Here is a 20,125-nt window from a genome sequence, read left to right on the forward strand (position 1 = left end):
TCGGCGGGGCCGCCGTGGCCTTCGTTGTCGCCGTGGTCGGCTAACCGGGCATGCCCCCTCGCCCGCCCCCGGAAACACGTGCGAGTCACTGCGTGCCTTCCAGCCGCCGGATCCGGTCATCGGTGGCGCGCGCCTGTGCCGAGTCCGCCTCTTCCGTGCCGCGCCACTTCTCCGCCGCCGCGCGGTACGACTCCAGGGCGCGGGCCCGGCCCGCCAGGTACTCCAGGACGCGGCCCCTGCCGTGCAGCGCGCGGGCCGCCGTCAGGGGGTCCTCCGCCCGGTCGGCCTCGAACGCCGCCCTGCGGTACGCGTCGTCTGCCTCCTCCCACTGGTCGCGGCCCAGCGTCCGTTCGGCCAACAGGCTGTGCATGTCGCCCAGTTCCAGCAGGACCAGGGCGCGCTGCGCCGGTACGCCGGTGTCGCGCAGCACCTGTTCGAGCATCCAGCATGCCTCGTAGAGGTCGGGGGTCATCCCGCCCTGTTCGTAGCGCATCCGCAGCGCGCGGGCGAAGAGCAGTCTGCGCTCGATCGACGACGGGTGGCTGGGCGCGGTGTGCGCCACCGCCTCGCGCAGGCTGCGCACCGCCTCCGACGTGGTCGACGTAGTCGTGGACGCGGGGGCGGAGGGGGACGGTGCCCGCTCCTCCCGCGGGGTGGGGCCCACCGGGGCGGACCCCGTCGGGCCGGCTTCCAGCAGCATGCGGCCGTGCTCGACCAGGAGCGCCGCGCGCTGGGGATCGCCCGGTTGCATCAAGCTCAATGCCCGTCTCATCTCCGCCTCGGCCACCTCTAGTTCCTCCGCCTCGCCCGTTGCCCCGTACCTGGCCCACCGATGTGCGGCGAGCCTGCTCCGGGCGGCGGCTTCCAGCTGTCGTTCCTCCGATCCACGGGCCGCGTCGGCCGCCCGCTCCAAGGCTTCCCCCTGGGATCGGCCCCCGAACGGTTCTCCGCTGAGCCGATAGGCGTCAGCGAGATCAAGGAGCGCACGCGCCAGGGGCACGGGTGGTCGGCGCGCGGCCCGCCGTGCGCCCCCTGCCTCCCATGCCTCCGCCTCGTGTACCCCCGAATCCAGGGCGGACGCGGCCCGCGCGGCGAGCGCCCGCACGTCCGGGTCCACGGGGCCGGCCGTGCCGCGGGGTCCCTCGGGACCCGCCTCGCCCGAAGGGGCCGACGTGCCCGAAGGGACCGCCTCACCCGAAGGGACCAGCGTGCCCGAAGGGAGCAGCGTGCCCGCGAGCGCCAGCAGCATCTGTCCGTGCGCGATCCGCAGCTCGGGGACGGGGCGGCCGGTCGGCCAGTCGTCGACGATGCGGCCCAGCAGCTCGACCGAGCGCTCCAGGAGCCGCCTGCCCTCCGCTTCGCCGGTCAGCGGGTGGAGGTCGCGGGTGATCGCCGTGTGCAGCAGCGCCCCCTCCAGCGCGATGCCCGGCGGCGGTTCGGTGCGGTCCAGCGCCAGGTCGATCTGGTGCGCGGCCTCCCGCAGGTCCTCGCGCGCCTCGTCCGTCCCGTGCTGCTCGGCGGCCGCCTCTCCCCTGGTGCGCAGCAGCCGCGCCCTGGTGAGCCTGGCGCGGACGAGGAGGGCGGGCGGGGTGCCGGGGGCGGTGGCGGCGAGTGCCGCCGTCTCGGCCTGCCGCAGCAGCTCGGGGTCGCGCCACTGCGTCCAGGCGTGCAGCAGCGCCTGGGCGTAGAGACGGTCGCGGTCGGGCAGTTCGGCGGCCTGGGGGGTGCGCAGCAGGCGCAGCGCCTCCAGCAGGTCGTCGGCGCCGCCCGCGCTCTCGTACCGGTCGAGGTGCGCGGTGGCGGCCTGCACCGGGTCGGCGGGGGCGTCGGGGAGCGTGGACAGGGCGCCCAGTCCCGGCTCGAAGCGCTGGAGCACCTGTTCGGAGACGTACACGAACGGTTCGGGGGCCTCCCCCGGGCCGCTCGTGGGGCGGCGTCCCGTGCCTTCGAGGTACGCCCCGACGATGGCGGGGAAGTTGCGGGCGGTCCGGCCGAACGTGCGCTCGATGTAGAGGGAGCAGTGCTTGAGCACCAGCGCGGCCTCGCCCGCGCTCAGCCGCTTCAGCAGCAGGTCCCGTACGCCGGGTTTGAACTCGAACCACGGTCCCGAGGAACGCCCCGCCGCGCCGCCGCCCGGATCCGTCAGTTCCACGACGAGGCCGCCGAGGAGCACTTCGGCCAGCTCCGCCGGGCCGCTGTCGGGGAGCATCGCCCGCTGGACGAGCTGCATCACGGGCAGGGCGAGGGGCGCGGCGGAGAGCTGTACGGCGAGCTGTCGGGCGGCGGGCGAGACGGTCTCGTCGAACTCCGCGAGCAGGACGGCGGGATCGGGGGCGGCGGGGGCGCCCGGTGCGCTGGGGGGCTTGCCCTCTGCCGCGCCCGCCGTGCCGTCCGCCGTCGTGCCCGCCGTACCGTCCGCCGTCGTGGCCGTCGTGGCCGTCGTGCGGTCCGTCGTACGGTCCGCCCTGGCCGTCGTACGGTCCGCCCTGGGCCAGAGTTCCACGGGGGCCGTTTCCCGGGGCCCGTACCGCCGCTCCTCCAGGGTGATCGCGGCGCCGCTCAGTTCGAGCCCGCCCTCCGCCGCGACGATCCGCGCCCAGGTGCGCAGCGCGGCGGGCGTCGGGGTCAGGACGGGGATGTGCACGCCCGGCAGCGGCACCCCGTGCCGCTGCGCCCGCCCCGCGCCGCCCAGCGGCCGGAAGCCGAGCGGGCGGTACCTGCCGGACCTGCGGGTGAGCAGCCCGACGGCGGCGGGCAGCAGGGTGCGGTGCCAGAGCCTGCGCGGGAGCGGCTGGAGTACGGCGAGGGGGGCGCCGGCCGCCCAGTGCCGCAGCAGTTCCTGGAGGGCGCCGCTGTGCCACAGCGGTCCCGTGCAGTCGCTGAGCAGCAGGTAGATGCGGCGCCCCGAGCCGTCGTACAGCTCCGTCGCGGGGCGCGGCACGTGGCCGGGCCCCGGGCGCGCGGTGGCGCCGACGCCGCCGCGCAGCGGGTGGAGGTACTGCACGGTGACGTCGCGGAACGCGCCGAGCTGTTCGCACGCCCTGCGCAGTTCCTGGAGCATCCCGGCCCACACGGCCATGGACGGCGCCCCGTCCATCAGGAGGTACAGCTCGGCGGTGCGCCGGACGGGGCGGTGGACGAGGGAGAGGACGCCGGACACGGCGGTCAGTTCGGCGGTGGCCGTCTCGTCGATCTCGGCGCCCGCTTCGGGGCCGCCGGGACGGTAGGACTGGACGGGGCGCAGGGCGCGCTGGATCGGCGGGAGGGAGGGGAGGACCGCGGGCGCGGGGAGCCGGGCGCGGCGGCCGTTGCCGCGCGGCGGTGCGGCGGGGGTGCCGGGGGGCGGCTGTTCGGGGGTGCGGGCGGTTCCGTCGGGAGGGCCGGGGGCACCGGGGCCTTCCGGTCCGGTGAGTCCGGTGAGTCCGTAGGGCATGGGGATGCCGTACGGAGGGGTGGCGCCCGTGCGGGGTGCCGTACCGCCGGGGAATTTGGCCGGATCCTTGCGGTCGGCACGGGGCGTGTCGGGTCGCCCTCCTGGCCGTAACTCCCCTGCGGACGCGGTCCATTGGGAGAGCCAGAGCGCGTCCGCGATCTCCCTGTCGTCGAGCGGCGGCCCGGCCCCGGCGAGGGCCGCGACGAGCTTGGCGAGCGGATCCTCTCCGTCCGCGGGCACCGTCGTCACCCGGTCCGGTCGAGCGGGCGCAGCAGGTCCTCCATGATCCGGGCTCGGGCTTCGACGTTCTCCGTCCAGCCGGTGGCGTGGACGAGGTGGATGGCGTTGAGGAGCTGGTCGACGGCGAGCACGTCGCCGTGGTTGCGGTCGGCGAACGCCCTGATGAGGTCGCGGTGCTTCTCGTCCGCGCCCTGCCCGAAGTGCGCCCTGACCATTCCGGCGAGGCGGTCGACGTCGGGGAACTCCATCTGGAGGGCGATGCACCGCCTGCGCAGCGGGGCGGGGAAGTCGCGCTCGCCGTTGCTGGTGAGGACGATGAAGGGGAAGGCGCGGCAGCGGATCCGGCCACCGTGCACGGGCACCTTCTGGCCGTCGTCGGTCAGCACTTCGACGACCGGCACGAGGTCGGCGATCCGCTCCAGCTCGGGGATGGTGAACTCGCCCTCCTCCAGCACGTTCAGCAGGTCGTTGGGCAGGTCGATGTCGCTCTTGTCCAGCTCGTCGACGAGCAGGACGCGCGGCTTGTCGTAGGCGAGCAGGGCGGTGCCGAGCGGGCCGAGCCTGATGTACCGGCCGATGTCGGCGAGCGTGCCGTCGCCGCCGGGGTCCGTGCGGGCGAGCTGCGCGTCCTGGAGCCTGCCGATCGCGTCGTACTGGTAGAGGCCGTCCCTGAGCGTGGAGCGGCTGACCACGGGCCAGTTGAGGACCCGGCCCAGCCCCAGTTCGTACGCGACGGAGTGCGCGATCGTGCTCTTGCCGCTGCCCGGGTTGCCCGTCACCAGCAGGGGCCTGCGCAAGTAGAGCGCGGCGTTGACCAGTTCGCGCTCGTGGGTGCTCGGGCGGTGCAACTGGGCCTGGTTCTGGCGGACTCCGAGGCGGCGCAGCGAGGAACCGTCGAGGCCGCCGGGCGGCGTCGGCAGGGTGGGGGTGCCGTCGAAATCCCGCCAGGGCGGCGGAGGGGGCAGATGGTTGATCCCGTCGTGCGGGGCTCCCGCGCCCCGGTAGATCAGCCATTCGCTCATGTCGATCCCTCCCCCGACAGGCTCCCATGACAGTACCGGGGGACGTTCCCCGTCACGGTGTTTTCCAGTCTCTCGGCCCCGGCTGTTCCAGGGGCCCCGCGGGGGCGGGCAGCGGGTTGCCCGGGTCGTCGTAGAACAGCACGACGCCGCGCACCCATTGGGCTGCGGGGTCCCCGGCCCGCCCGGCGGCCATGCGCAGCCGCCACAGCGTGCCGGGCAGGGTCCGTACGGTGGTCTCGGCGGCGAGCAGTCGCGCGACGCGGTCGTGGAAGTCCGCGCAGTCCGGCGGGCATTCGCCGGCCCCCTGGTGCCCGTCCGAGCGCCAGAGGGCGACCGGGTAGCCGACCCCGACGGCGGACTGGGCCGCCTCGTACCCCGCGCCGTCCGCGACCTCCCTGCACAGCACGGGCACGGCGCCGCCCGACGCGGCGCGCAGCTCGTCGGGCCTGGCGGGGGCGCGCGGCACGGCGAGCCGCAGGGGTTCGGGCCTGGGCGCGGCGAGCAGCCGCCGCCAGCGGCCCAGCCACTCCTCGCGGCGGCGGCGCTCGGCGTCCCGCGTGTGCAGCGGGATGCGGCGCTCGACGCTGCGCAGCACGACGGGGCGGGCGTTCCCCAGGGGTTCGGTGCGACGGCGTCCGGGGCCCGGCAGTTCGGCCACTTCCCAGCAGTCCAGGTCGCTGCCGAACCAGTCGCCGGGCAGGGCGACTTCGAGTCGTACGGGGTCGTCGGCCGCGCGGCCGTAGTCGGCGCCGAACAGGATGTCGCCGAGGCGGTGCAGGGCCCGGTTCCTGGCTTGTTCGAAGGGCAGCCCTTCGGCGGCCTGGACGGCGAGCTCCCAGTTCCCCGTGCCGTCGCCGGTGAGGACGGACCAGGTGAAGAGGGGCTGGACGGGAACGGGGGCACCGTACCGGTCGCCGTACGCCCCGCCGTACGGATCGGCGTACGGATCGGTGGTCCCCCTTCCGTACGGGCCGTACGGATCGGCGTACCCCGTGCTGTACGGGTCGGTCGCCTCCGGGTACGGGTCGGGGTCGGCCAGGTCGAACTGGAGGAGCACGGAGTGGGTGGCCGCGAGCCTGATCTCGCCGAGCTGGGGCCGCTCGGCGGGGTCGAGGCCGTGGCCGCGGCTCATCGCCCAGTCGTGGAGGTCCTGCGCGGCGGCGACCGCGTCGGGGCCGCCGCCGGTGGAGCCGCCCGCGGAGCCGTGCACCTCCTGGGCGACCAGCGAGAGGTATCTGAGGTGGACCGCGAGGTCGCCGGGCGAGCCGAAGCCGCGCAGCTCGCCGTGGCCGTCGCGCCAGGTCCTGATGGGGACGGGGAGTTCGCGCTCGCGGGTGCGGCGCACGGCCTGGCTCACCGCGCGGCGCACCACGTCTGCGGAGCGGGGCGGCGGCAGGCGGCCGAGCTTTTCGAGGGCGATGAGCCGGTCGATCTCGGTCCAGCCGCTCTTGCGCCCCGGCAGCTCGCGCTGGCCGTCGATCCAGGTGGGCTCGCCGTCGCCGAGCTCGGGCTGCTGCCGCTGCTCGTGCCAGACGTCGTGGAGCCTGGTCAGCTCGTGGTACGGCTCGTCGCCGAGCGAGGGGGCGCCGGGCAGGTGGGCGGCGGAGGTGAGGTGGCGCAGTTCGCTGACGGCGACCGCGACGCCCGTGCGGCCGTTGCGGTGCCGCCCTTTGACGACGCCGACGACCTCGCCGTGCTCCAGGTCGACGAGCGGCCCGCCGGAGACGCCGTGGCGCATGTCGGCGGAGAGCCGGAGGGAGATGCGGCTGCCGACCTGACCGCCGTAGTCGCACTTGATCTGTTCGGCGACGAAGGGGGCGTCGGGCCGGGTGGAGTCGTACCGCCTGCCGATGATGCCGCCCCCGCCGTCGTCGGAGAACTCCCCGGGCGGCCGGTCGGTGAGCCAGACGCAGCTGGGGCGGGGGACGGGGGCGAGGAGGGCGATCAGGGCGAGGTCGGGGGTGATGCCCTCGACGGCGTCCGCGAAGGGCTCAGGGCCGCCCGGCTCGCCGCCGGTGCCGGGCAGGGCGAGGCCGCGGCGGGGCATGCAGTACGCGAAGCGCCCCGGCAGGACGGTGCCGTCGACGACGACGCCCACGTCGGGCTCGCCGGGGCGGGCGTCGGGGGCGGTGCGGGGGCGGCCGTCGGGGCTGACGAGGACGTGCGCACAGGTGAGGACCCAGCCGGGGGTGACCAGGAAGCCGCTGCCCCAGAGCGGGGCGGGGGCGGCGGCCCGGCCCGGGGCGGGGTCGGGGGCCGGCGCCGGACGGATGCCGACGGTGGCGTCCTTGGCGAGCTGCCAGAGGGTGTCGCGCCCGGCCATCAGAGACCGGCCCGACCGCCCGGTTCGGCGTCGACCGAAGAGGGAGCGGGTTGGGCGCGGGCCGAAGAGGGAGCGGATTCGGCGCGGGCGGCCGGGTCCGCGGCGTCGGCGCCGTCCTCCCGGCCCGCACGGTCGCCGTTCTGCCAGGTGAGGGTGACGGAGATGTTCGTCTTGACCTCGCCGTCGGCGAGCAGCGCGATGGCCTTGCCGGGTTTGGCGACGACTTCGAGACCGAAGGTCACGGACGTCTCGTCGGGCGCGGAGCGCCGGGTGGCGTCGCGGACGGAACGGGCGACGCCCTCGATGGTCTCGCGCATGCCTTCGATCTTGGCGGTGACGGAGTCCCAGACGCCGACGTCGTCGTAGTCCGACGCGTAGGTGCCGGTTCCCGCGCCGCCCTCCGTCTCCCAGTCGAGCGCGGACATCCGTACCCAGACCTTGGTGCCGTCCGGAAGCTCCACCGCCTGTATGCGATCCCCCATGACAACCTCCCGACCACGCGGTGCACGCGAATCCCTTGCACCACACGCGCCTTGATGGCCCATCAGGCTAACCCCGCAGCGTCGGCCGGAACAGTCCCGGACCGGCCGGTAGGTGACCGACAGGTGGCCGGTACGCGACGGAAGGGTGCGGTGGCGGGGCGGCCGGGGGCGGGGAGGCGGCAGGCGTACGGTCCGGCCTGCCTATCCTGGCAGGAGAACACGTCTCACCTCACTGAACGATCCGGAGCGTCCCCTTGTACTTCACCGACCGCGGCATCGAGGAACTGGAGAAGCGGCGCGGCGAGGAGGAGGTCACTTTCGAGTGGCTCGCCGAGCAGCTGCGCACGTTCGTCGACCTGAACCCGGACTTCGAGGTGCCGGTCGAACGGCTGGCCACGTGGCTGGCACGCCTCGACGACGAGGACGACGACGAGGAGTAGGGCGCGGAACGCCCGGGAGGGGCGGAACGCCCCCGAGGGGGGCGGCGCGCTCGGGAGGGGCGGGTGCGCTCAGGAGGGGGCGGTACGAGGGCTCCCGCCCCCAGGGCGCCCCGTTCCCTACCCCCGCACCCTGTCGTACGCCAGCCCCAACCCCCCGTTCACCAGAAGCACCGTCCCCGCGACGACCCAGCCGCCCCCGCCCCGCCCCCTGTTCCGCAGCCCCCACACGACCAGCGGAACCCCCGCACCCAGCTGCGCCGCCCCGAGCAGCCGCGCCTTCGGTCCCCGTACGTACGGGCCCAGCCGCCCGCCCTCCACCGCCTCAAGCTCCGCCCGTACCGCATCGCGCCACCCGGGCCACTCCACCTCCTCCGCGCCGCGCTCCCGCGCCACCGACCGCAGCCGGTCGATCGTCTCCCCCGGAACGAGTCCCGTCGGCAGCACCAGCCCGACCCGTACGAGCACCGCGAGCAGCTCCCGCAGCCGGTCGACCCCGGAGTCCCGCACGTCACCACCCGCGCCCGCGCCCCCGCGCCCGTCCTCCGCGCCCGCGCCCAGCCCCGTCCCTGGCCCCGAACCCGCGCCAGGCCCCGGACCCGGCCCCGACCCGTCTCCACCCTGCGCCGCCGCGCTCGCGCTCGCCCTCGTGAGCCCCTCCAGTGCCTGGAAGTCCAGCACCGGATCCAGCCCCAGCCGCTCCCCGAACGTCCGCATCGCCTCGTCCTCGCCCACCGGCGTGCCGTCCGCCAGCCACACGTAACCGACCGTTCGGCGGAATCCCGAGGCCAGCGCGTAACCGGCCCTGTCCCTGTCCCACCAAAGCGCCAGGACCGGCCAGCTCTCGCCGATCGCGAGGGCCGTCGCCCAGCCGGTCGCGACCTGCTCGACCCGGTCCCCCAGCACCACTCGCTCCACGAGCTGCGCCCATCCGGGTCCCTCCGCGCCAGAACCCGGGCCCTGCCCGGCCTCCGCACCCACGCCCGCGCCCGCGCCGGAATCCGCCACCGGCCCCGGCCCCGCCTCTGGTCCCGACCCCGGTCCCGCGTCCGACCGCCCCGGATCCGCGCCCTCGCCCGACCGCCACCGCTCCCCCTCGGGGACCAGCACGCTCCAGCCGTTCCCCGCGGGGGAGAGCAGCAGGGGCTCCCTCAGCAGCTGGGCCGCCGCCCGCACCGCCGCGGGCTCCGCCCTGCACAGCAGCAGCGCACCCGCGCCCTCTCCCCCGTCCACGCCCCGCAGCACATCCGCATCCATACCATCAAGCTAGGACATTTCTCCCCGCCGCGAGCTGCCCCGCATCCGCTTGACTTCCAAAATCCGCGATATATCGTGTCTTACGAGAGACGCGATATGTTGCGTCGTGTCCGACCGGGGAGGTCGCACCATGTCCGAATGGTCCGTCGCAGAGCCGAAGAAGCTCACCTTCGACGACCCCGTGACGGCGCTCAACGTGCGCATCGTCAACGGAACGGTCAACGTCGTCGGCACGGACGAAGGTTCCGCCCGTCTTGAGGTCTCGCGCCTCGACGGACCGCCGCTGATCGTCACCCAGGAGGGCTCGACCCTCACCGTCGCCTACGAGGACCTGCCCTGGCACGGCTTCCTCAAGTGGCTGGACCGCAAGGGCTGGGACCGCGAGGCCGTCGTCTCGCTCGCCGTGCCCACCGGCTCGACCGTCGAGGTCGGCGTGGTCGGCGCGGGCGCGGTCGTCTCCGGCATCCGGGGGCGTACGGACGTCAGGGGCGTCACCGGCGACACCACCCTCGTCGGCCTCTCCGGCACGGTCCGCGCGGAGACCGTCTCCGGGAACCTGGAGGCCCAGACCGTCACCGGCGACCTGCGCTTCAACTCCGTCTCCGGCGACCTGACCGTCATCGACGGCTCCGGCACTTCCGTACGGGCCGAGTCGGTCACCGGCGACATGGTGCTCGACATCCAGCCGACCGACGCCCGCCCCGCGGACATCAAACTCGTCACCGTCTCGGGCGAGATCGCGATCCGGCTGCCGAGCCCGACCGACGCGCAGGTCGAGGCCAGCACCACCAGCGGCGCGGTCTCCACGGCCTTCGACGACCTGCGGGTCAGCGGTCAGTGGGGCGCGAAGAAGATCAGCGGCACGCTCGGCGCGGGCACCGGCAAGCTCCGCGCGACCAGCGTCTCCGGGGCGATCGCCCTCCTGCGGCGCCCGCCGTCGGAGGACGAGGACCCGCCCCGCGAGGACGGGCCCGACACCCGCTCCGCTGCCCCCTCCACCCCCTCCACCCCCTCCGACCCCGCCGCCCCCGGCGGCTCCAACGACGACAAGAAGGTGCTCTGACATGCCTCCGGTCTTCGCTCACGGCCGCCTCCGCCTCTACCTCCTCAAGCTCCTCGACGAGGCCCCGCGCCACGGCTACGAAGTGATCAGGCTCCTGGAGGAGCGTTTCCAGGGCCTGTACGCGCCCTCGGCGGGCACCGTCTACCCCCGCCTCGCCAAGCTGGAGGCCGAGGGCCTCGTCACGCACGCCACCGAGGGCGGCCGCAAGGTCTACTCGATCACCGAGGCGGGCCGCGCCGAACTCGCCGGCCGCAGCGCCGAACTGGCCGACCTGGAGCTGGAGATCCGCGAGTCGGTCTCCGAACTGGCCGCCGAGATCCGCGACGACGTGCGCGGAGCGGCGGGACAGCTGCGCAGCGAGATGCGCAGGGCCGCGTCGGAGTCGCGGCGCACGCCGGGCGGCGGCGCGAAGCCCGGCGGCACGGCGTCCGGCGACTGGGAGTCGGTGTTCGGCGACAAGGAGGCGTGGCGGACCGCCAAGGAGGAGTTCCGCCGGGCGAAGCAGGAGTTCAAGGACCAGACGCGGCGCGCGAAGGACGAGTCGCGCCGGGCCCGCGAGGACGCGAAGGAGGCCAGGCGCCAGGCCAAGGAGGCCCACGAGCGGGCCGCGGAGCAGGTGCAGCGGATGGCGCAACAGGTGCAGACGCAGATGCAGGGCCATTTCGCGCGGGGCGACTGGCCCACGGGGGTACGGGAGGGCCTTTCCGAACTCACCGGCCAGCTCGGCGAGTTCGCCCGCGGCGCGAGCGGGGGGTGGCCGCCGCGCACGGATCCCCGCCCGGGGCCCGGCGCTGGGCCCGGCCCGGGGCCCGGCGATTCGGCCGGGGCCACGGACGCCCCGCGGCAGACGGAGCGGCAGTCGGAGTGGGCGGAGGAGACCGTGCGCACGGGCGACCCCGCACGCGATCTGGACCGCCTGCTGGACCGCTTCCGCGACGAGGTGCGCGACGCGGCGCGGGACAACGGAGTGGACGAGGCACAACTGACCGAGGCGCGGGAGCACTTGGCGAAGGCGGCGAGCAGCATCACCCGACTGCTGCGCGGCTGAGGGACGGGGCGACCCGGTCACGGGGGTGATTGCCCCAGGGGCCGGGGCGGACCGGAGGACACCGCCCCCGCGAGGGCAACGCCCGTACTGAACGGACTCGCCCCGCACAGGGCGCCCCTTCGGGGGGGCGGGGAACTGCGCGAAAGTGAGGCACACGCGCAACGCATCCACCCGCCCCGGGGCGCCCACCCCCAGGCACCCGCCCCCCAGGAGCACGCACCCACCCCCGGAAGGGCCCCCGACCTCAGAGCCGCCCGATCTCAGGGCCGCCCGATCTCAGGGCCGCCCGGCCTCAGAGCCGCCCGACCTCAGAGCGCACGCCCCCCAGGGCGCGCCCTACGCCGCCGCCCCGAACGCCGCCCGCTCCACCGCCCCGTACGTCACCCCGTGCTCCGCCAGCACGTCCGCCACCGCCCCCGGCCGGGCCGTGAGCGCCAGCAGCATGTGCTCGTCCCCGATCGCCCGCTCCTTCCGCCCCTCCACGATCCGCAGGGACTTCTCCAGTACGTCCTTCGCCTCCCGGCTGAACGTCCGGTGCCGCAGCGGCCAGCCCGACCATCCCGACCAGACCGACCGGCCGGCCCGGTCGGCCCGGTCGGCCCCCTCCGGCCCGGCCGCCCCCGGCCCCCCGCCGCCCTCCAGCGCGCCCACCCCGTGCTCGTCCTCCACCCGCGCCACGATCTCCGCGACGTCGATGCCGAGTCCGGCCAGCGCGTCCGTGTCGGCCTTCGAGAGGCCGCCGCGCCGCCGCGCGTCCTCAAGGCCCCGCTCCACCGACTCCCGCACCTCCGGCACCCCGAGCGCGGACAGGACGAACGCACCGCGCGTCCCCTCCTGGTCCAGCAGGGCGAGGAGCAGGTGCTCCGTGGTGACGGAGTCCGCCCGCATCCGTTCGGCGTGCTGCACGGAACCCTTCACCACGGCCCGCGCACCTTCCGTGAACCGTTCGAACATCAATGCCTCCCGTGCTTCTTGTGGACGGCCTGCCTGCTCACACCCAGCTCCGCGGCGATCTCCTGCCACGACCAGCCCTGCGCGCGGGCGCTCCTGACCTGTACGGCTTCCAGCTGCTCCAGCAGCCGCCGCAGCGCGGACACGGCACGCAACCCCACTCTCGGGTCGCGATCGCCCGCGCGTGCGGCGAGTTCGGTCGCTTCGCTCATACATGTCAATCTAAGTTGACACCCGTCGAGTGTCAACCCTGATTGACACGGCGGCCGCTACCCGGGCGTCACCGTCACCCCGACCCGCGCCCCCGGCCACGCGTACACCCGCCCGCCGGACTCCCGGGCCCGCCCGGTCACCCGCACCTTCCAGCGCCCGTCGCGCGAGGGCACGGACACCTCCGTGGCGCCGCCCCGCCCGGCGACGTACGACAGCCGGTACGTGCGCTCCCGCGCGTCGTACGACTCCGAGAGCACCCGGCCCGCGACCGCCTCCGCGTAGGGCGCGGCCGTCTGCTCCTTGTTCGTACGGAAGCGGCCCGCCTCGTCCACGGCGCAGTACCCGCCCCCGTAGCACCACACGTAACCCGCCCACCCCGAGGAGTACCGCCCCAGCGACGCCAGCGCGTCCCGGTAGAAACGGCCCATGTTCGGCAGGGAGTTGTTCAGCGGCCCCCACTCCCCCACCACCACGGGGACCTTGTGCTCCTTCGGATAGGCGGTGACCGCAGCCTCGTACGACTCGATCCAGCCCGCCGCCGGGTCGTAGTCCGCGCCCGCCTCCATCGCGGTGTTGTAGAAGTGCGGGGCGTACACCACCTTCGACGCCCGGTCCTTCACCTTGCCGAGCCCGGTCGGCACGCCCTCGCCCACGATCGGCGTCGGCTCCACGAACAGCCAGTCGTCCCGGTCCACCGAACGCACCGCCTCGGCGAGGCGGTTGTACATCGGGGTGATCTGCTCGCGCTCGATGCGCCGCGCGGCCGTCGGCAGGTCCTCGCCCTCCCGCAGCTCGCCCATCGGCTCGTTGATCAGGTCGTAGCCGATGACCGCGGGGTGGTCGTCGAAGCGGCCGGCGAGCACCCGCCACATCCGGGCCTGGGCCTGCCGCAGGTCGGGGTCCTCGTACAGATGGGTGAAGGCGCGCTGCACGGCGGGCTCGAAGTACTCCGAGAACCAGTCGTCCGGGTTCGGGGTGAACGGCAGCCCGTCCGTCCGCGTCGCCCACTCCGGAATGCCCCGGTGGCCGAAGGCGGGGCCGAAGACGTCCTGGTGGGCGTCGATGACGACCCGTACGCGGTACTTGTGCGCCCAGTCCAGGACGCGCTCGATCTTGCGCAGGTAACCGGCGCTGTAGCGGCCCCTCTTCGGCTCCAGGTCGTCCCAGAACACCAGCAGGCGCGCGAAGTTGAAGCCGTTGGCCCGCAGGTCGGCGAAGTGCTTCTCGGTGATGGCACTCAGCGCCTTCCCACCGCGGTTGGCCTTGTCCTCGACGTTCCAGCCGCGCAGGGTGAGAAGGCGCCCGCGCTCGTCGGTGAGACGGGGTATCTCCGGCGCGCTCCGCCGCCCCGCCTCGGCGGGAGGAGCCGCGAGGCCCCCCGCCAGCAGCGCGGAACACCCGGCAGCGACCAGCAAGCGGACCGTACGCATGAGCAGACCTCCGGCACGTCGACGTGTGCCGGAGATCAGACCAGCGCGCCCGCACTACATCAAGACGCCGTCAGGACATGGTCAGTACGATCTTCCCGAACAGATCGCCGCCCGCCATCTTCTCGAAGCCCTCGCGCGCCCGGTCCAGCGGCAGCACCTCGTCGATCACCGGCCGCACACCGGTCGTCGAGCAGAACGCCAGCAGGTCGGCCAGCTCGTCCTTGGAGCCCATCGTCGAGCCGACGACCTTCAGTTCGAGGAAGAAGATCCGGGTCAGCTCGGCGTGCGCGGGGCGGTCGCCGCTGGTGGCGCCGGAGATCACCAGGGTGCCGCCGGGGCGCAGCGACTTGACCGAGTGCGACCAGGTCGCGGCTCCGACCGTCTCGATGACCGCGTCCACCCGCTCGGGGAGCCGCGCGCCGGGCTCGTACGCCTCCAGCGCGCCCAGCTCCACCGCGCGCTTGCGCTTGGCCTCGTCCCGGCTGGTGGCGAAGACCCGCAGGCCCGCGGCCCTGCCGAGGACGATCGCGGCGGTCGCGACGCCGCCGCCCGCGCCCTGGACGAGGACGGAGTCGCCGGGGCGCACGCCCGCGTTGGTGAAGAGCATGCGGTACGCGGTGAGCCACGCGGTCGGCAGGCAGGCCGCTTCCTCGAAGCTCAGCCGCTGGGGCTTGGGCAGGACGTTCCAGGACGGCACGGTGACCCGCTCGGCGAACGTGCCCTGGTACTTCTCCGTGAGGATCGAGCGGCCCTCGGCGGGGCCCACGCCGTGCCCGGTCTGGCCGATCACGGAGTGCAGGACGACCTCGTTGCCGTCCTCGTCGATGCCCGCGGCGTCACAGCCGAGGATCATCGGAAGCCGCTCCTCGGGCAGCCCGATGCCGCGCAGCGACCAGAGGTCGTGGTGGTTGAGCGAGGCGGCCTTCACGGTGACGGTCGTCCATCCGTCCCGCGCCCCGGGAGCCGGGCGCTCGCCCAGTTCGAGGCCGTCGAGGGGCCGGTCCTTGTCGATGCGCGCGGCATAGGCAGCAAACATGCAGCCGACGATAGGTCGGCACGCCCCGCCCGGGGAACAGCCCCGGAGTGTGACCCGCACCGCGATGCGCCCCGGTGCGCGGGCCCGCATCCGATGCGCGCGGGCCCGCGTCCGGTGCGCGCGGGCCCGCGTCCGGTGCGCGGCTCCGCCGAAAGGGGGCGGGGCGGGAAGGGGCCCCGCGCAGCGGAACCCGCACCCACCCCGCACCACGGCTACCGCCGCGCCACACCCTCCGCACGGGCCGCCGCAGCCACCGCCGCCGTAACGGCGGGCGCGACCCGCTCGTCGAACGGCGAGGGAATCACGTACTCCGCGGCGAGCTGGTCGCCCACCACGTTCGCCAGCGCGTCCGCCGCCGCGATCTTCATGCCCTCGGTGATGCGGGAGGCCCGCACCTGAAGGGCACCCGCGAAGATCCCGGGGAACGCCAGCACGTTGTTGATCTGGTTCGGGAAGTCCGAGCGGCCCGTGGCCACGACCGCCGCGTACTTGTGCGCGACGTCGGGGTGCACCTCGGGGTTCGGGTTGGCCATGGCGAACACGAAGGCGTTGGGCGCCATCGAGGCGACCGCGGCCTCCGGGACCGTACCGCCGGAGACGCCGATGAAGACGTCCGCGCCCGCGAGGGCCGATTCCAGCGAGCCGCTGAGGCCCGCCTTGTTGGTCAGCTCCGCCAGCTCGCGCTTGACGTCGGTGAGGTCCTCGCGGTCCGTGCTGACGATGCCCTTGCGGTCCGCGACGGCGACGTCGCCGATGCCGGCCTCCAGCAGGAACTTGGCGATCGCCACGCCCGCCGCGCCCGCGCCGGAGATGACGGCGCGCAGGTCGCCCAGCGTCCGGTCGGTGAGCTTCGCGGCGTTGCGCAGGGCGGCCAGGGTGACCACGGCGGTGCCGTGCTGGTCGTCGTGGAAGACCGGGATGTCGAGGCGCTCCTGGAGTCTGCGCTCGATCTCGAAGCAGCGCGGGGCGGAGATGTCCTCCAGGTTCACGCCGCCGAAGGACGGGGCGAGCCGGACGACGGTCTCGATGATCTCGTCGGTGTCGGTGGTGGCGAGCGCGATCGGCACCGCGTCCACGCCGCCGAACTGCTTGAAGAGGATCGCCTTCCCCTCCATGACCGGAAGCGACGCCTCCGGGCCGATGTCGCCGAGTCCGAGCACCGCGGTGCCGTCGGTCACGACCGCGACGACCTGGGACTTCCAGGTGTAGTCGTGGACCAGCTCCGGCTGCTCTGCGATAGCGCTGCACACCTTGGCGACACCGGGTGTGTACGCGAGGGACAGGTCGTCCTTGTCACGGATCGGCACCGTGGCCTGCACGGCCATCTTGCCGCCGCGGTGCAGCGCGAAGGCCGGGTCGAAGGGGGCGCCGGCCTCGTCGGCCCCACCCTCCGTACCGCTGTCGCTGCGAGGATTGACGATCTCCGCTGCCATTGTCGTTGACCCCTTAAGTCTCTTCATCAGTTGAGGGTGGCCACTCCTGGTTAAGGAGGGGTGGGCGGGCACCGCGCCCGTTCCCCGCGCTGGACGGTTGGCCCGTCCCGGCGAGGAGGAGGTACGAACGCGCGGGCGCGCCGCACACGCGCCCTGAGCCCCGGATGAGGGGTGTAACCACCCTTTCTACCCGAAGATCACAAGCACCGGCGAGTGGCTTTGGTTACCCCTCTCGGGGACGGACGGGGCGGATCAGCACAGACCAGCGGAGCGCGCCGGAAGCGGCGAACGGTCCGTGACCAGCCGGTCACCGGGAGGGGCGTGCGGACGGGCGGCGGAACGGTCCGCTCCGACGGACCGGCGCGGGCTCGGCGGTGCGCCCCGACGACCTCCCGGCACGCCCCCGGCGCACCTCTTGGTGAACCGTGTCCACCAGCGACGACTCCCACCGGAGCGAGGCGATCGACGACCTGCCGGACGGCACCGGAAGGCACCGCGGCGCACCGTCGACACCACCACAACGGACCGTCGCCGCCCGAGTCACGCGACCGTCGGCCGTCCGGTGACATGACTCATACGTGAATATCTGGACAAGTCCTGCGGGCGGCAGAAAACGCGTCCAAAAAGCGAGACGGGCCGCAGATCCTTCGGTACGAAACGGACACCTCCGCAGATGGTCCCGCCTTGCCGCGTATGCCTGTTGAGGTTCCCCGGTGGCCCGTTATCCGATTTTGACATGACAGCCCCACTGAATTCACCGGTCCGAATGGCAAGATGCCGTAATCGCACGAGGTCACGGCACCCGAAGCTGTGTGCTCCCTGGCCTCACCTGGCATTTCCCTCACACGCCGGAGGACTCGATCATGTCCGCAAGCACCATCCGTCGCACGGCCGCAGCCAAGTCCCGTATCGCCGCGGTCGGCGCGATAGCGGTGGCCGGCGCGCTGCTGCTCACCGCCTGTGGCGACCAGACCGGCGACGACAAGAAGGGCGGCGGCAAGGGCGACTCGTCCGCCCCGCTCTACGACAAGCTGCCGAAGTCGATCCAGGACAAGGGCGTCATCAAGGTCGGTTCCGACATCGCCTACGCACCCGTCGAGTTCAAGGACAAGGACGGCAAGACGACCGGTATCGACCCGGACCTGGCGGCGGCGCTGGGCAAGGAGCTCGGCGTGGAGTTCCAGTTCGAGAACGGCAAGTTCGCCGATCTGATCGCGGGCATCCGCTCGAAGCGCTACGACGTCGCGATGTCGGCGATGACCGACACCAAGGACCGTCAGAACGGCGTCGACTCCGAGACCAAGAAGAAGGTCGGCGAGGGCGTCGACTTCGTCGACTACTTCACCGCCGGTGTGGAGATCTACACCAAGAAGGGCGACGACAAGGGCATCAAGGGCTGGTCGGACCTCTGCGGCAAGAAGCTCGTCGTGCAGACCGCGACCGTCTCCCAGGACCTGGCCAAGGCCGAGTCCAAGAAGTGCGAGGCCGCGGGCAAGGGCAAGATCGCGATCCAGGACTTCGCGACCGACCAGGACGCCCAGACCCGACTGCGCGCGGGCGGCGCCGACGCCGGTTCCTCCGACTCCCCCGTCGCCGCGTACGCCGTAAAGACCTCCGGCGGCGGCAACGACTTCCAGATCGTCGGCCAGACGGTCGAGGCCGCCCCGTACGGCATGGCCTTCTCCAAGGAGAACACCGAGCTGCGCGACGCCGTGAAGGCCGCGTTCGACGCGATCATCAAGAGCGGCGAGTACAAGAAGGTGCTCACCAAGTGGGGCTCCGAGGCGGGCGCCCTCACCGAGGCCAAGGTCAACGGCGGCTCCTGATCCGGACGGGCTCCAACAGAGACTCGGAATCGGAAAGGCACCTCCCGCAATGGTTGACATAGACAAGAAGGACGGGCCGGCGGACGCCCCGCGCCCCGGCACCGCGCCCATGGCCATCAAGGCCATCCCCGTACGCCACTACGGGCGTTACATCTCGGCCGTCGTCGCCCTGGCGCTGCTGGTCACGATCATCTACGCCTTCAGCCAAGGCAAGATCAACTGGGGTGCGGTCCCCGACTACTTCTTCGACGACCGCATCCTGGACGGCGTCGGCAAGACGCTGCTGCTGACCGCGCTCTCCATGGCGATCGGCATCGTCGGCGGCATCGTCCTGGCCGTCATGCGGCTCTCCAAGAACCCGGTGACCTCGTCGATCGCGTGGTCGTACATCTGGTTCTTCCGCGGCACCCCCGTCCTCGTACAGCTCATGGTCTGGTTCAACCTGGGCCTGGTCTTCGAGTACATCAACCTCGGGCCGATCTACAAGGACTACTGGTCGTCCTTCATGACGCCCCTGCTCACCGCGCTGCTCGGACTCGGCCTCAACGAGGCCGCGTACATGGCGGAGATCTGCCGCGCCGGTCTGCTCTCGGTCGACGAGGGCCAGACGGAGGCCGCGCACGCGCTGGGCATGAGCCACAACAAGACGCTGCGCCGGATCGTGATCCCGCAGGCGATGCGCGTGATCGTGCCGCCGACGGGCAACGAGGTCATCAACATGCTGAAGACGACCTCGCTCGTCTCGGCCGTGCAGTTCTACGAACTCCTCAAGCAGGCCCAGGACATCGGCCAGACGTCCGGCTCCCCGGTGGAGATGCTCTTCCTGGCCGCCGCCTGGTACCTGATCCTGACCACGGTCTTCTCGATCGGTCAGTTCTACCTGGAGCGGTACTACGCGCGCGGCTCGTCCCGCAGCCTGCCGCCGACCCCGTTCCAGCGGCTCAAGGCCAACCTGACCTCCGTCGGCCGCCCGAAGGGAGTCTCGGCATGAGCAAGGGCACCACTCCCATGGTGAAGGCCGAGGACGTCCACAAGTCCTACGGCAACGTCGAGGTCCTCAAGGGCATCGACCTGGAGGTCGCGCCGCGCGAGGTGTTCTGCCTCATCGGTCCCTCCGGCTCCGGCAAGTCGACCTTCCTGCGGTGCATCAACCACCTGGAGAAGGTCAGCGCCGGCCGCCTCTCGGTCGACGGCGAGCTGGTCGGCTACCGCCAGAAGGGCGACAAGCTCTACGAGCTCAAGGACAGCGAAGTCGCCCTGAAGCGCCGGGACATCGGCATGGTCTTCCAGCGCTTCAACCTCTTCCCGCACATGACGGCCATCGAGAACGTCATGGAGGCGCCGATCCAGGTGCGCGGCGAGACCAAGGCGGTGGCACGGGCCCGCGCCGAGACGCTGCTGGACCGGGTCGGTCTCGGCGACAAGGCCAAGAACTACCCGTCCCAGCTCTCCGGCGGCCAGCAGCAGCGCGTCGCCATCGCGCGGGCGCTCGCGATGGAGCCCAAGCTGATGCTCTTCGACGAGCCCACGTCGGCGCTCGACCCCGAGCTGGTCGGTGACGTGCTGGACGTGATGCGCGGCCTGGCCGAGGACGGCATGACGATGATCGTCGTCACGCACGAGATGGGCTTCGCCCGCGAGGTCGGCGACTCGCTCGTCTTCATGGACGGCGGCGTGGTCGTCGAATCGGGCACCCCGCGCGACGTCCTGACGAACCCGCAGCACGACCGGACGAAGTCCTTCCTGTCGAAGGTCCTCTGACGGGCAGGCAGCTCCGAACGGACCGGCGGGGCAAGGCTTCCCCAACGAGCGGAAGCCTCCCGAGTGGGGGGGGGGGGGGGGGGGGCCCCCCCCCCCCCCCCCCCCCGCCCGCCCCCCCCCCCCCCCCCCCCCCCCCCCCCCCCCCCCGCCCCCCCCCCCCCCCCCCGTAC

General features: G+C 73.2%; 16 protein-coding genes. 6 read left to right on the forward strand and 10 right to left on the reverse strand.

The genetic code is table 11. The features are described 5' to 3' along the window. Positions 1-85 precede the first annotated feature (85 nt). The 4 genes from ACIBNE_RS17135 to ACIBNE_RS17150 are packed head-to-tail and all read right to left on the reverse strand — an operon-like array spanning position 86 to position 7,500. The gene (locus tag ACIBNE_RS17135) at positions 86-3,673 is read right to left on the reverse strand and encodes an SAV_2336 N-terminal domain-related protein (protein WP_399272220.1); all 3,588 of its coding nucleotides are present in this window, start codon (positions 3,671-3,673) and stop codon (positions 86-88) included. A 5-nt stretch (positions 3,674-3,678) separates the two neighbouring features. Next, a complete protein-coding gene (locus ACIBNE_RS17140; protein WP_399272222.1) occupies positions 3,679-4,695 on the reverse strand; it encodes an AAA family ATPase in 1,017 nt (338 codons plus the stop codon). 52 nt (positions 4,696-4,747) lie between these two features. Next, positions 4,748-7,018, reverse strand: a complete 2,271-nt coding sequence (locus tag ACIBNE_RS17145) for a trypsin-like peptidase domain-containing protein (protein ID WP_399272224.1) — start codon at positions 7,016-7,018, stop codon at positions 4,748-4,750. Further along, positions 7,018-7,500 (reverse strand): CU044_2847 family protein, encoded by a 483-nt coding sequence (locus tag ACIBNE_RS17150; protein ID WP_399272226.1) that lies wholly within the window; start codon positions 7,498-7,500, stop codon positions 7,018-7,020. The genes ACIBNE_RS17145 and ACIBNE_RS17150 overlap by 1 nt, the downstream gene beginning before the upstream one ends. Before the next feature lie 254 nt (positions 7,501-7,754). On the opposite strand from ACIBNE_RS17150, the gene ACIBNE_RS17155 reads away from it, so the two are divergent. Next, positions 7,755-7,940, forward strand: a complete 186-nt coding sequence (locus ACIBNE_RS17155; protein ID WP_037674049.1) for a DUF6104 family protein — start codon at positions 7,755-7,757, stop codon at positions 7,938-7,940. 117 nt (positions 7,941-8,057) lie between these two features. Here ACIBNE_RS17155 and ACIBNE_RS17160 read toward each other — a convergent pair whose 3' ends face one another. Beyond that, complete coding sequence (locus tag ACIBNE_RS17160) at positions 8,058-9,194, reverse strand: hypothetical protein (protein WP_399272228.1); 1,137 nt, start codon at positions 9,192-9,194, stop codon at positions 8,058-8,060. 130 nt (positions 9,195-9,324) lie between these two features. On the opposite strand from ACIBNE_RS17160, the gene ACIBNE_RS17165 reads away from it, so the two are divergent. Together ACIBNE_RS17165 and ACIBNE_RS17170 are read left to right on the forward strand one after the other, a co-directional pair. Continuing rightward, entirely contained in the window at positions 9,325-10,257 is a 933-nt protein-coding gene (locus ACIBNE_RS17165; RefSeq protein ID WP_399272230.1) for a DUF4097 family beta strand repeat-containing protein, read from the forward strand. 1 nt (position 10,258) lies between these two features. Continuing rightward, complete coding sequence (locus ACIBNE_RS17170; protein ID WP_399272232.1) at positions 10,259-11,305, forward strand: helix-turn-helix transcriptional regulator; 1,047 nt, start codon at positions 10,259-10,261, stop codon at positions 11,303-11,305. A gap of 336 nt (positions 11,306-11,641) precedes the next feature. Here ACIBNE_RS17170 and ACIBNE_RS17175 read toward each other — a convergent pair whose 3' ends face one another. From ACIBNE_RS17175 to ACIBNE_RS17195, 5 genes are all read right to left on the reverse strand, one after another. Continuing rightward, positions 11,642-12,259 carry a Clp protease N-terminal domain-containing protein gene (locus ACIBNE_RS17175; RefSeq protein WP_399272234.1) on the reverse strand — a complete coding sequence of 206 codons (618 nt, stop codon included), beginning with the start codon at positions 12,257-12,259 and terminating at the stop codon, positions 11,642-11,644. Further along, positions 12,259-12,468, reverse strand: coding sequence for a helix-turn-helix domain-containing protein (locus ACIBNE_RS17180; RefSeq protein WP_399272236.1), 210 nt, complete (start codon positions 12,466-12,468; stop codon positions 12,259-12,261). The genes ACIBNE_RS17175 and ACIBNE_RS17180 overlap by 1 nt, the downstream gene beginning before the upstream one ends. A gap of 57 nt (positions 12,469-12,525) precedes the next feature. Then, entirely contained in the window at positions 12,526-13,899 is a 1,374-nt protein-coding gene (locus ACIBNE_RS17185) for a cellulase family glycosylhydrolase (RefSeq protein ID WP_399272238.1), read from the reverse strand. Positions 13,900-13,969: 70 nt separating this feature from the next. Then, a complete protein-coding gene (locus tag ACIBNE_RS17190; protein WP_399272240.1) occupies positions 13,970-14,935 on the reverse strand; it encodes a zinc-binding dehydrogenase in 966 nt (321 codons plus the stop codon). 212 nt (positions 14,936-15,147) lie between these two features. Further along, entirely contained in the window at positions 15,148-16,368 is a 1,221-nt protein-coding gene (locus tag ACIBNE_RS17195; RefSeq protein ID WP_399272241.1) for an NADP-dependent malic enzyme, read from the reverse strand. A gap of 863 nt (positions 16,369-17,231) precedes the next feature. On the opposite strand from ACIBNE_RS17195, the gene ACIBNE_RS17200 reads away from it, so the two are divergent. Genes ACIBNE_RS17200 through ACIBNE_RS17210 form a run of 3 tightly spaced genes read left to right on the forward strand, consistent with a single transcriptional unit; the run spans position 17,232 to position 19,955 of the window. Continuing rightward, positions 17,232-18,194 (forward strand): ABC transporter substrate-binding protein, encoded by a 963-nt coding sequence (locus ACIBNE_RS17200; RefSeq protein WP_399272242.1) that lies wholly within the window; start codon positions 17,232-17,234, stop codon positions 18,192-18,194. A gap of 49 nt (positions 18,195-18,243) precedes the next feature. Next, positions 18,244-19,185: an amino acid ABC transporter permease gene (locus ACIBNE_RS17205; protein ID WP_399272244.1), complete on the forward strand. Its 942-nt coding sequence runs from the start codon at positions 18,244-18,246 to the stop codon at positions 19,183-19,185. Continuing rightward, complete coding sequence (locus tag ACIBNE_RS17210; RefSeq protein WP_399272246.1) at positions 19,182-19,955, forward strand: amino acid ABC transporter ATP-binding protein; 774 nt, start codon at positions 19,182-19,184, stop codon at positions 19,953-19,955. Before ACIBNE_RS17205 ends, ACIBNE_RS17210 begins: the two co-directional genes overlap by 4 nt. Positions 19,956-20,125 lie beyond the last annotated feature (170 nt).

The sequence above is a fragment of the Streptomyces sp. NPDC050504 genome (assembly GCF_044458065.1).
In the GTDB taxonomy this organism is placed as follows: domain Bacteria; phylum Actinomycetota; class Actinomycetes; order Streptomycetales; family Streptomycetaceae; genus Streptomyces.

Coding starts and splice junctions, on each gene's coding strand:
- ACIBNE_RS17140 (WP_399272222.1), bottom strand. CDS start 4,695: ATGAGCGAATGGCTGATCTACCGGGGCGCGGGAGCCCCGCACGACGGG.
- ACIBNE_RS17145 (WP_399272224.1), bottom strand. CDS start 7,018: ATGGCCGGGCGCGACACCCTCTGGCAGCTCGCCAAGGACGCCACCGTC.
- ACIBNE_RS17150 (WP_399272226.1), bottom strand. CDS start 7,500: ATGGGGGATCGCATACAGGCGGTGGAGCTTCCGGACGGCACCAAGGTC.
- ACIBNE_RS17160 (WP_399272228.1), bottom strand. CDS start 9,194: ATGGATGCGGATGTGCTGCGGGGCGTGGACGGGGGAGAGGGCGCGGGT.
- ACIBNE_RS17165 (WP_399272230.1), top strand. CDS start 9,325: ATGTCCGAATGGTCCGTCGCAGAGCCGAAGAAGCTCACCTTCGACGAC.
- ACIBNE_RS17170 (WP_399272232.1), top strand. CDS start 10,259: ATGCCTCCGGTCTTCGCTCACGGCCGCCTCCGCCTCTACCTCCTCAAG.
- ACIBNE_RS17175 (WP_399272234.1), bottom strand. CDS start 12,259: ATGTTCGAACGGTTCACGGAAGGTGCGCGGGCCGTGGTGAAGGGTTCC.
- ACIBNE_RS17180 (WP_399272236.1), bottom strand. CDS start 12,468: ATGAGCGAAGCGACCGAACTCGCCGCACGCGCGGGCGATCGCGACCCG.
- ACIBNE_RS17185 (WP_399272238.1), bottom strand. CDS start 13,899: ATGCGTACGGTCCGCTTGCTGGTCGCTGCCGGGTGTTCCGCGCTGCTG.
- ACIBNE_RS17190 (WP_399272240.1), bottom strand. CDS start 14,935: ATGTTTGCTGCCTATGCCGCGCGCATCGACAAGGACCGGCCCCTCGAC.
- ACIBNE_RS17195 (WP_399272241.1), bottom strand. CDS start 16,368: ATGGCAGCGGAGATCGTCAATCCTCGCAGCGACAGCGGTACGGAGGGT.
- ACIBNE_RS17200 (WP_399272242.1), top strand. CDS start 17,232: ATGTCCGCAAGCACCATCCGTCGCACGGCCGCAGCCAAGTCCCGTATC.
- ACIBNE_RS17205 (WP_399272244.1), top strand. CDS start 18,244: ATGGTTGACATAGACAAGAAGGACGGGCCGGCGGACGCCCCGCGCCCC.
- ACIBNE_RS17210 (WP_399272246.1), top strand. CDS start 19,182: ATGAGCAAGGGCACCACTCCCATGGTGAAGGCCGAGGACGTCCACAAG.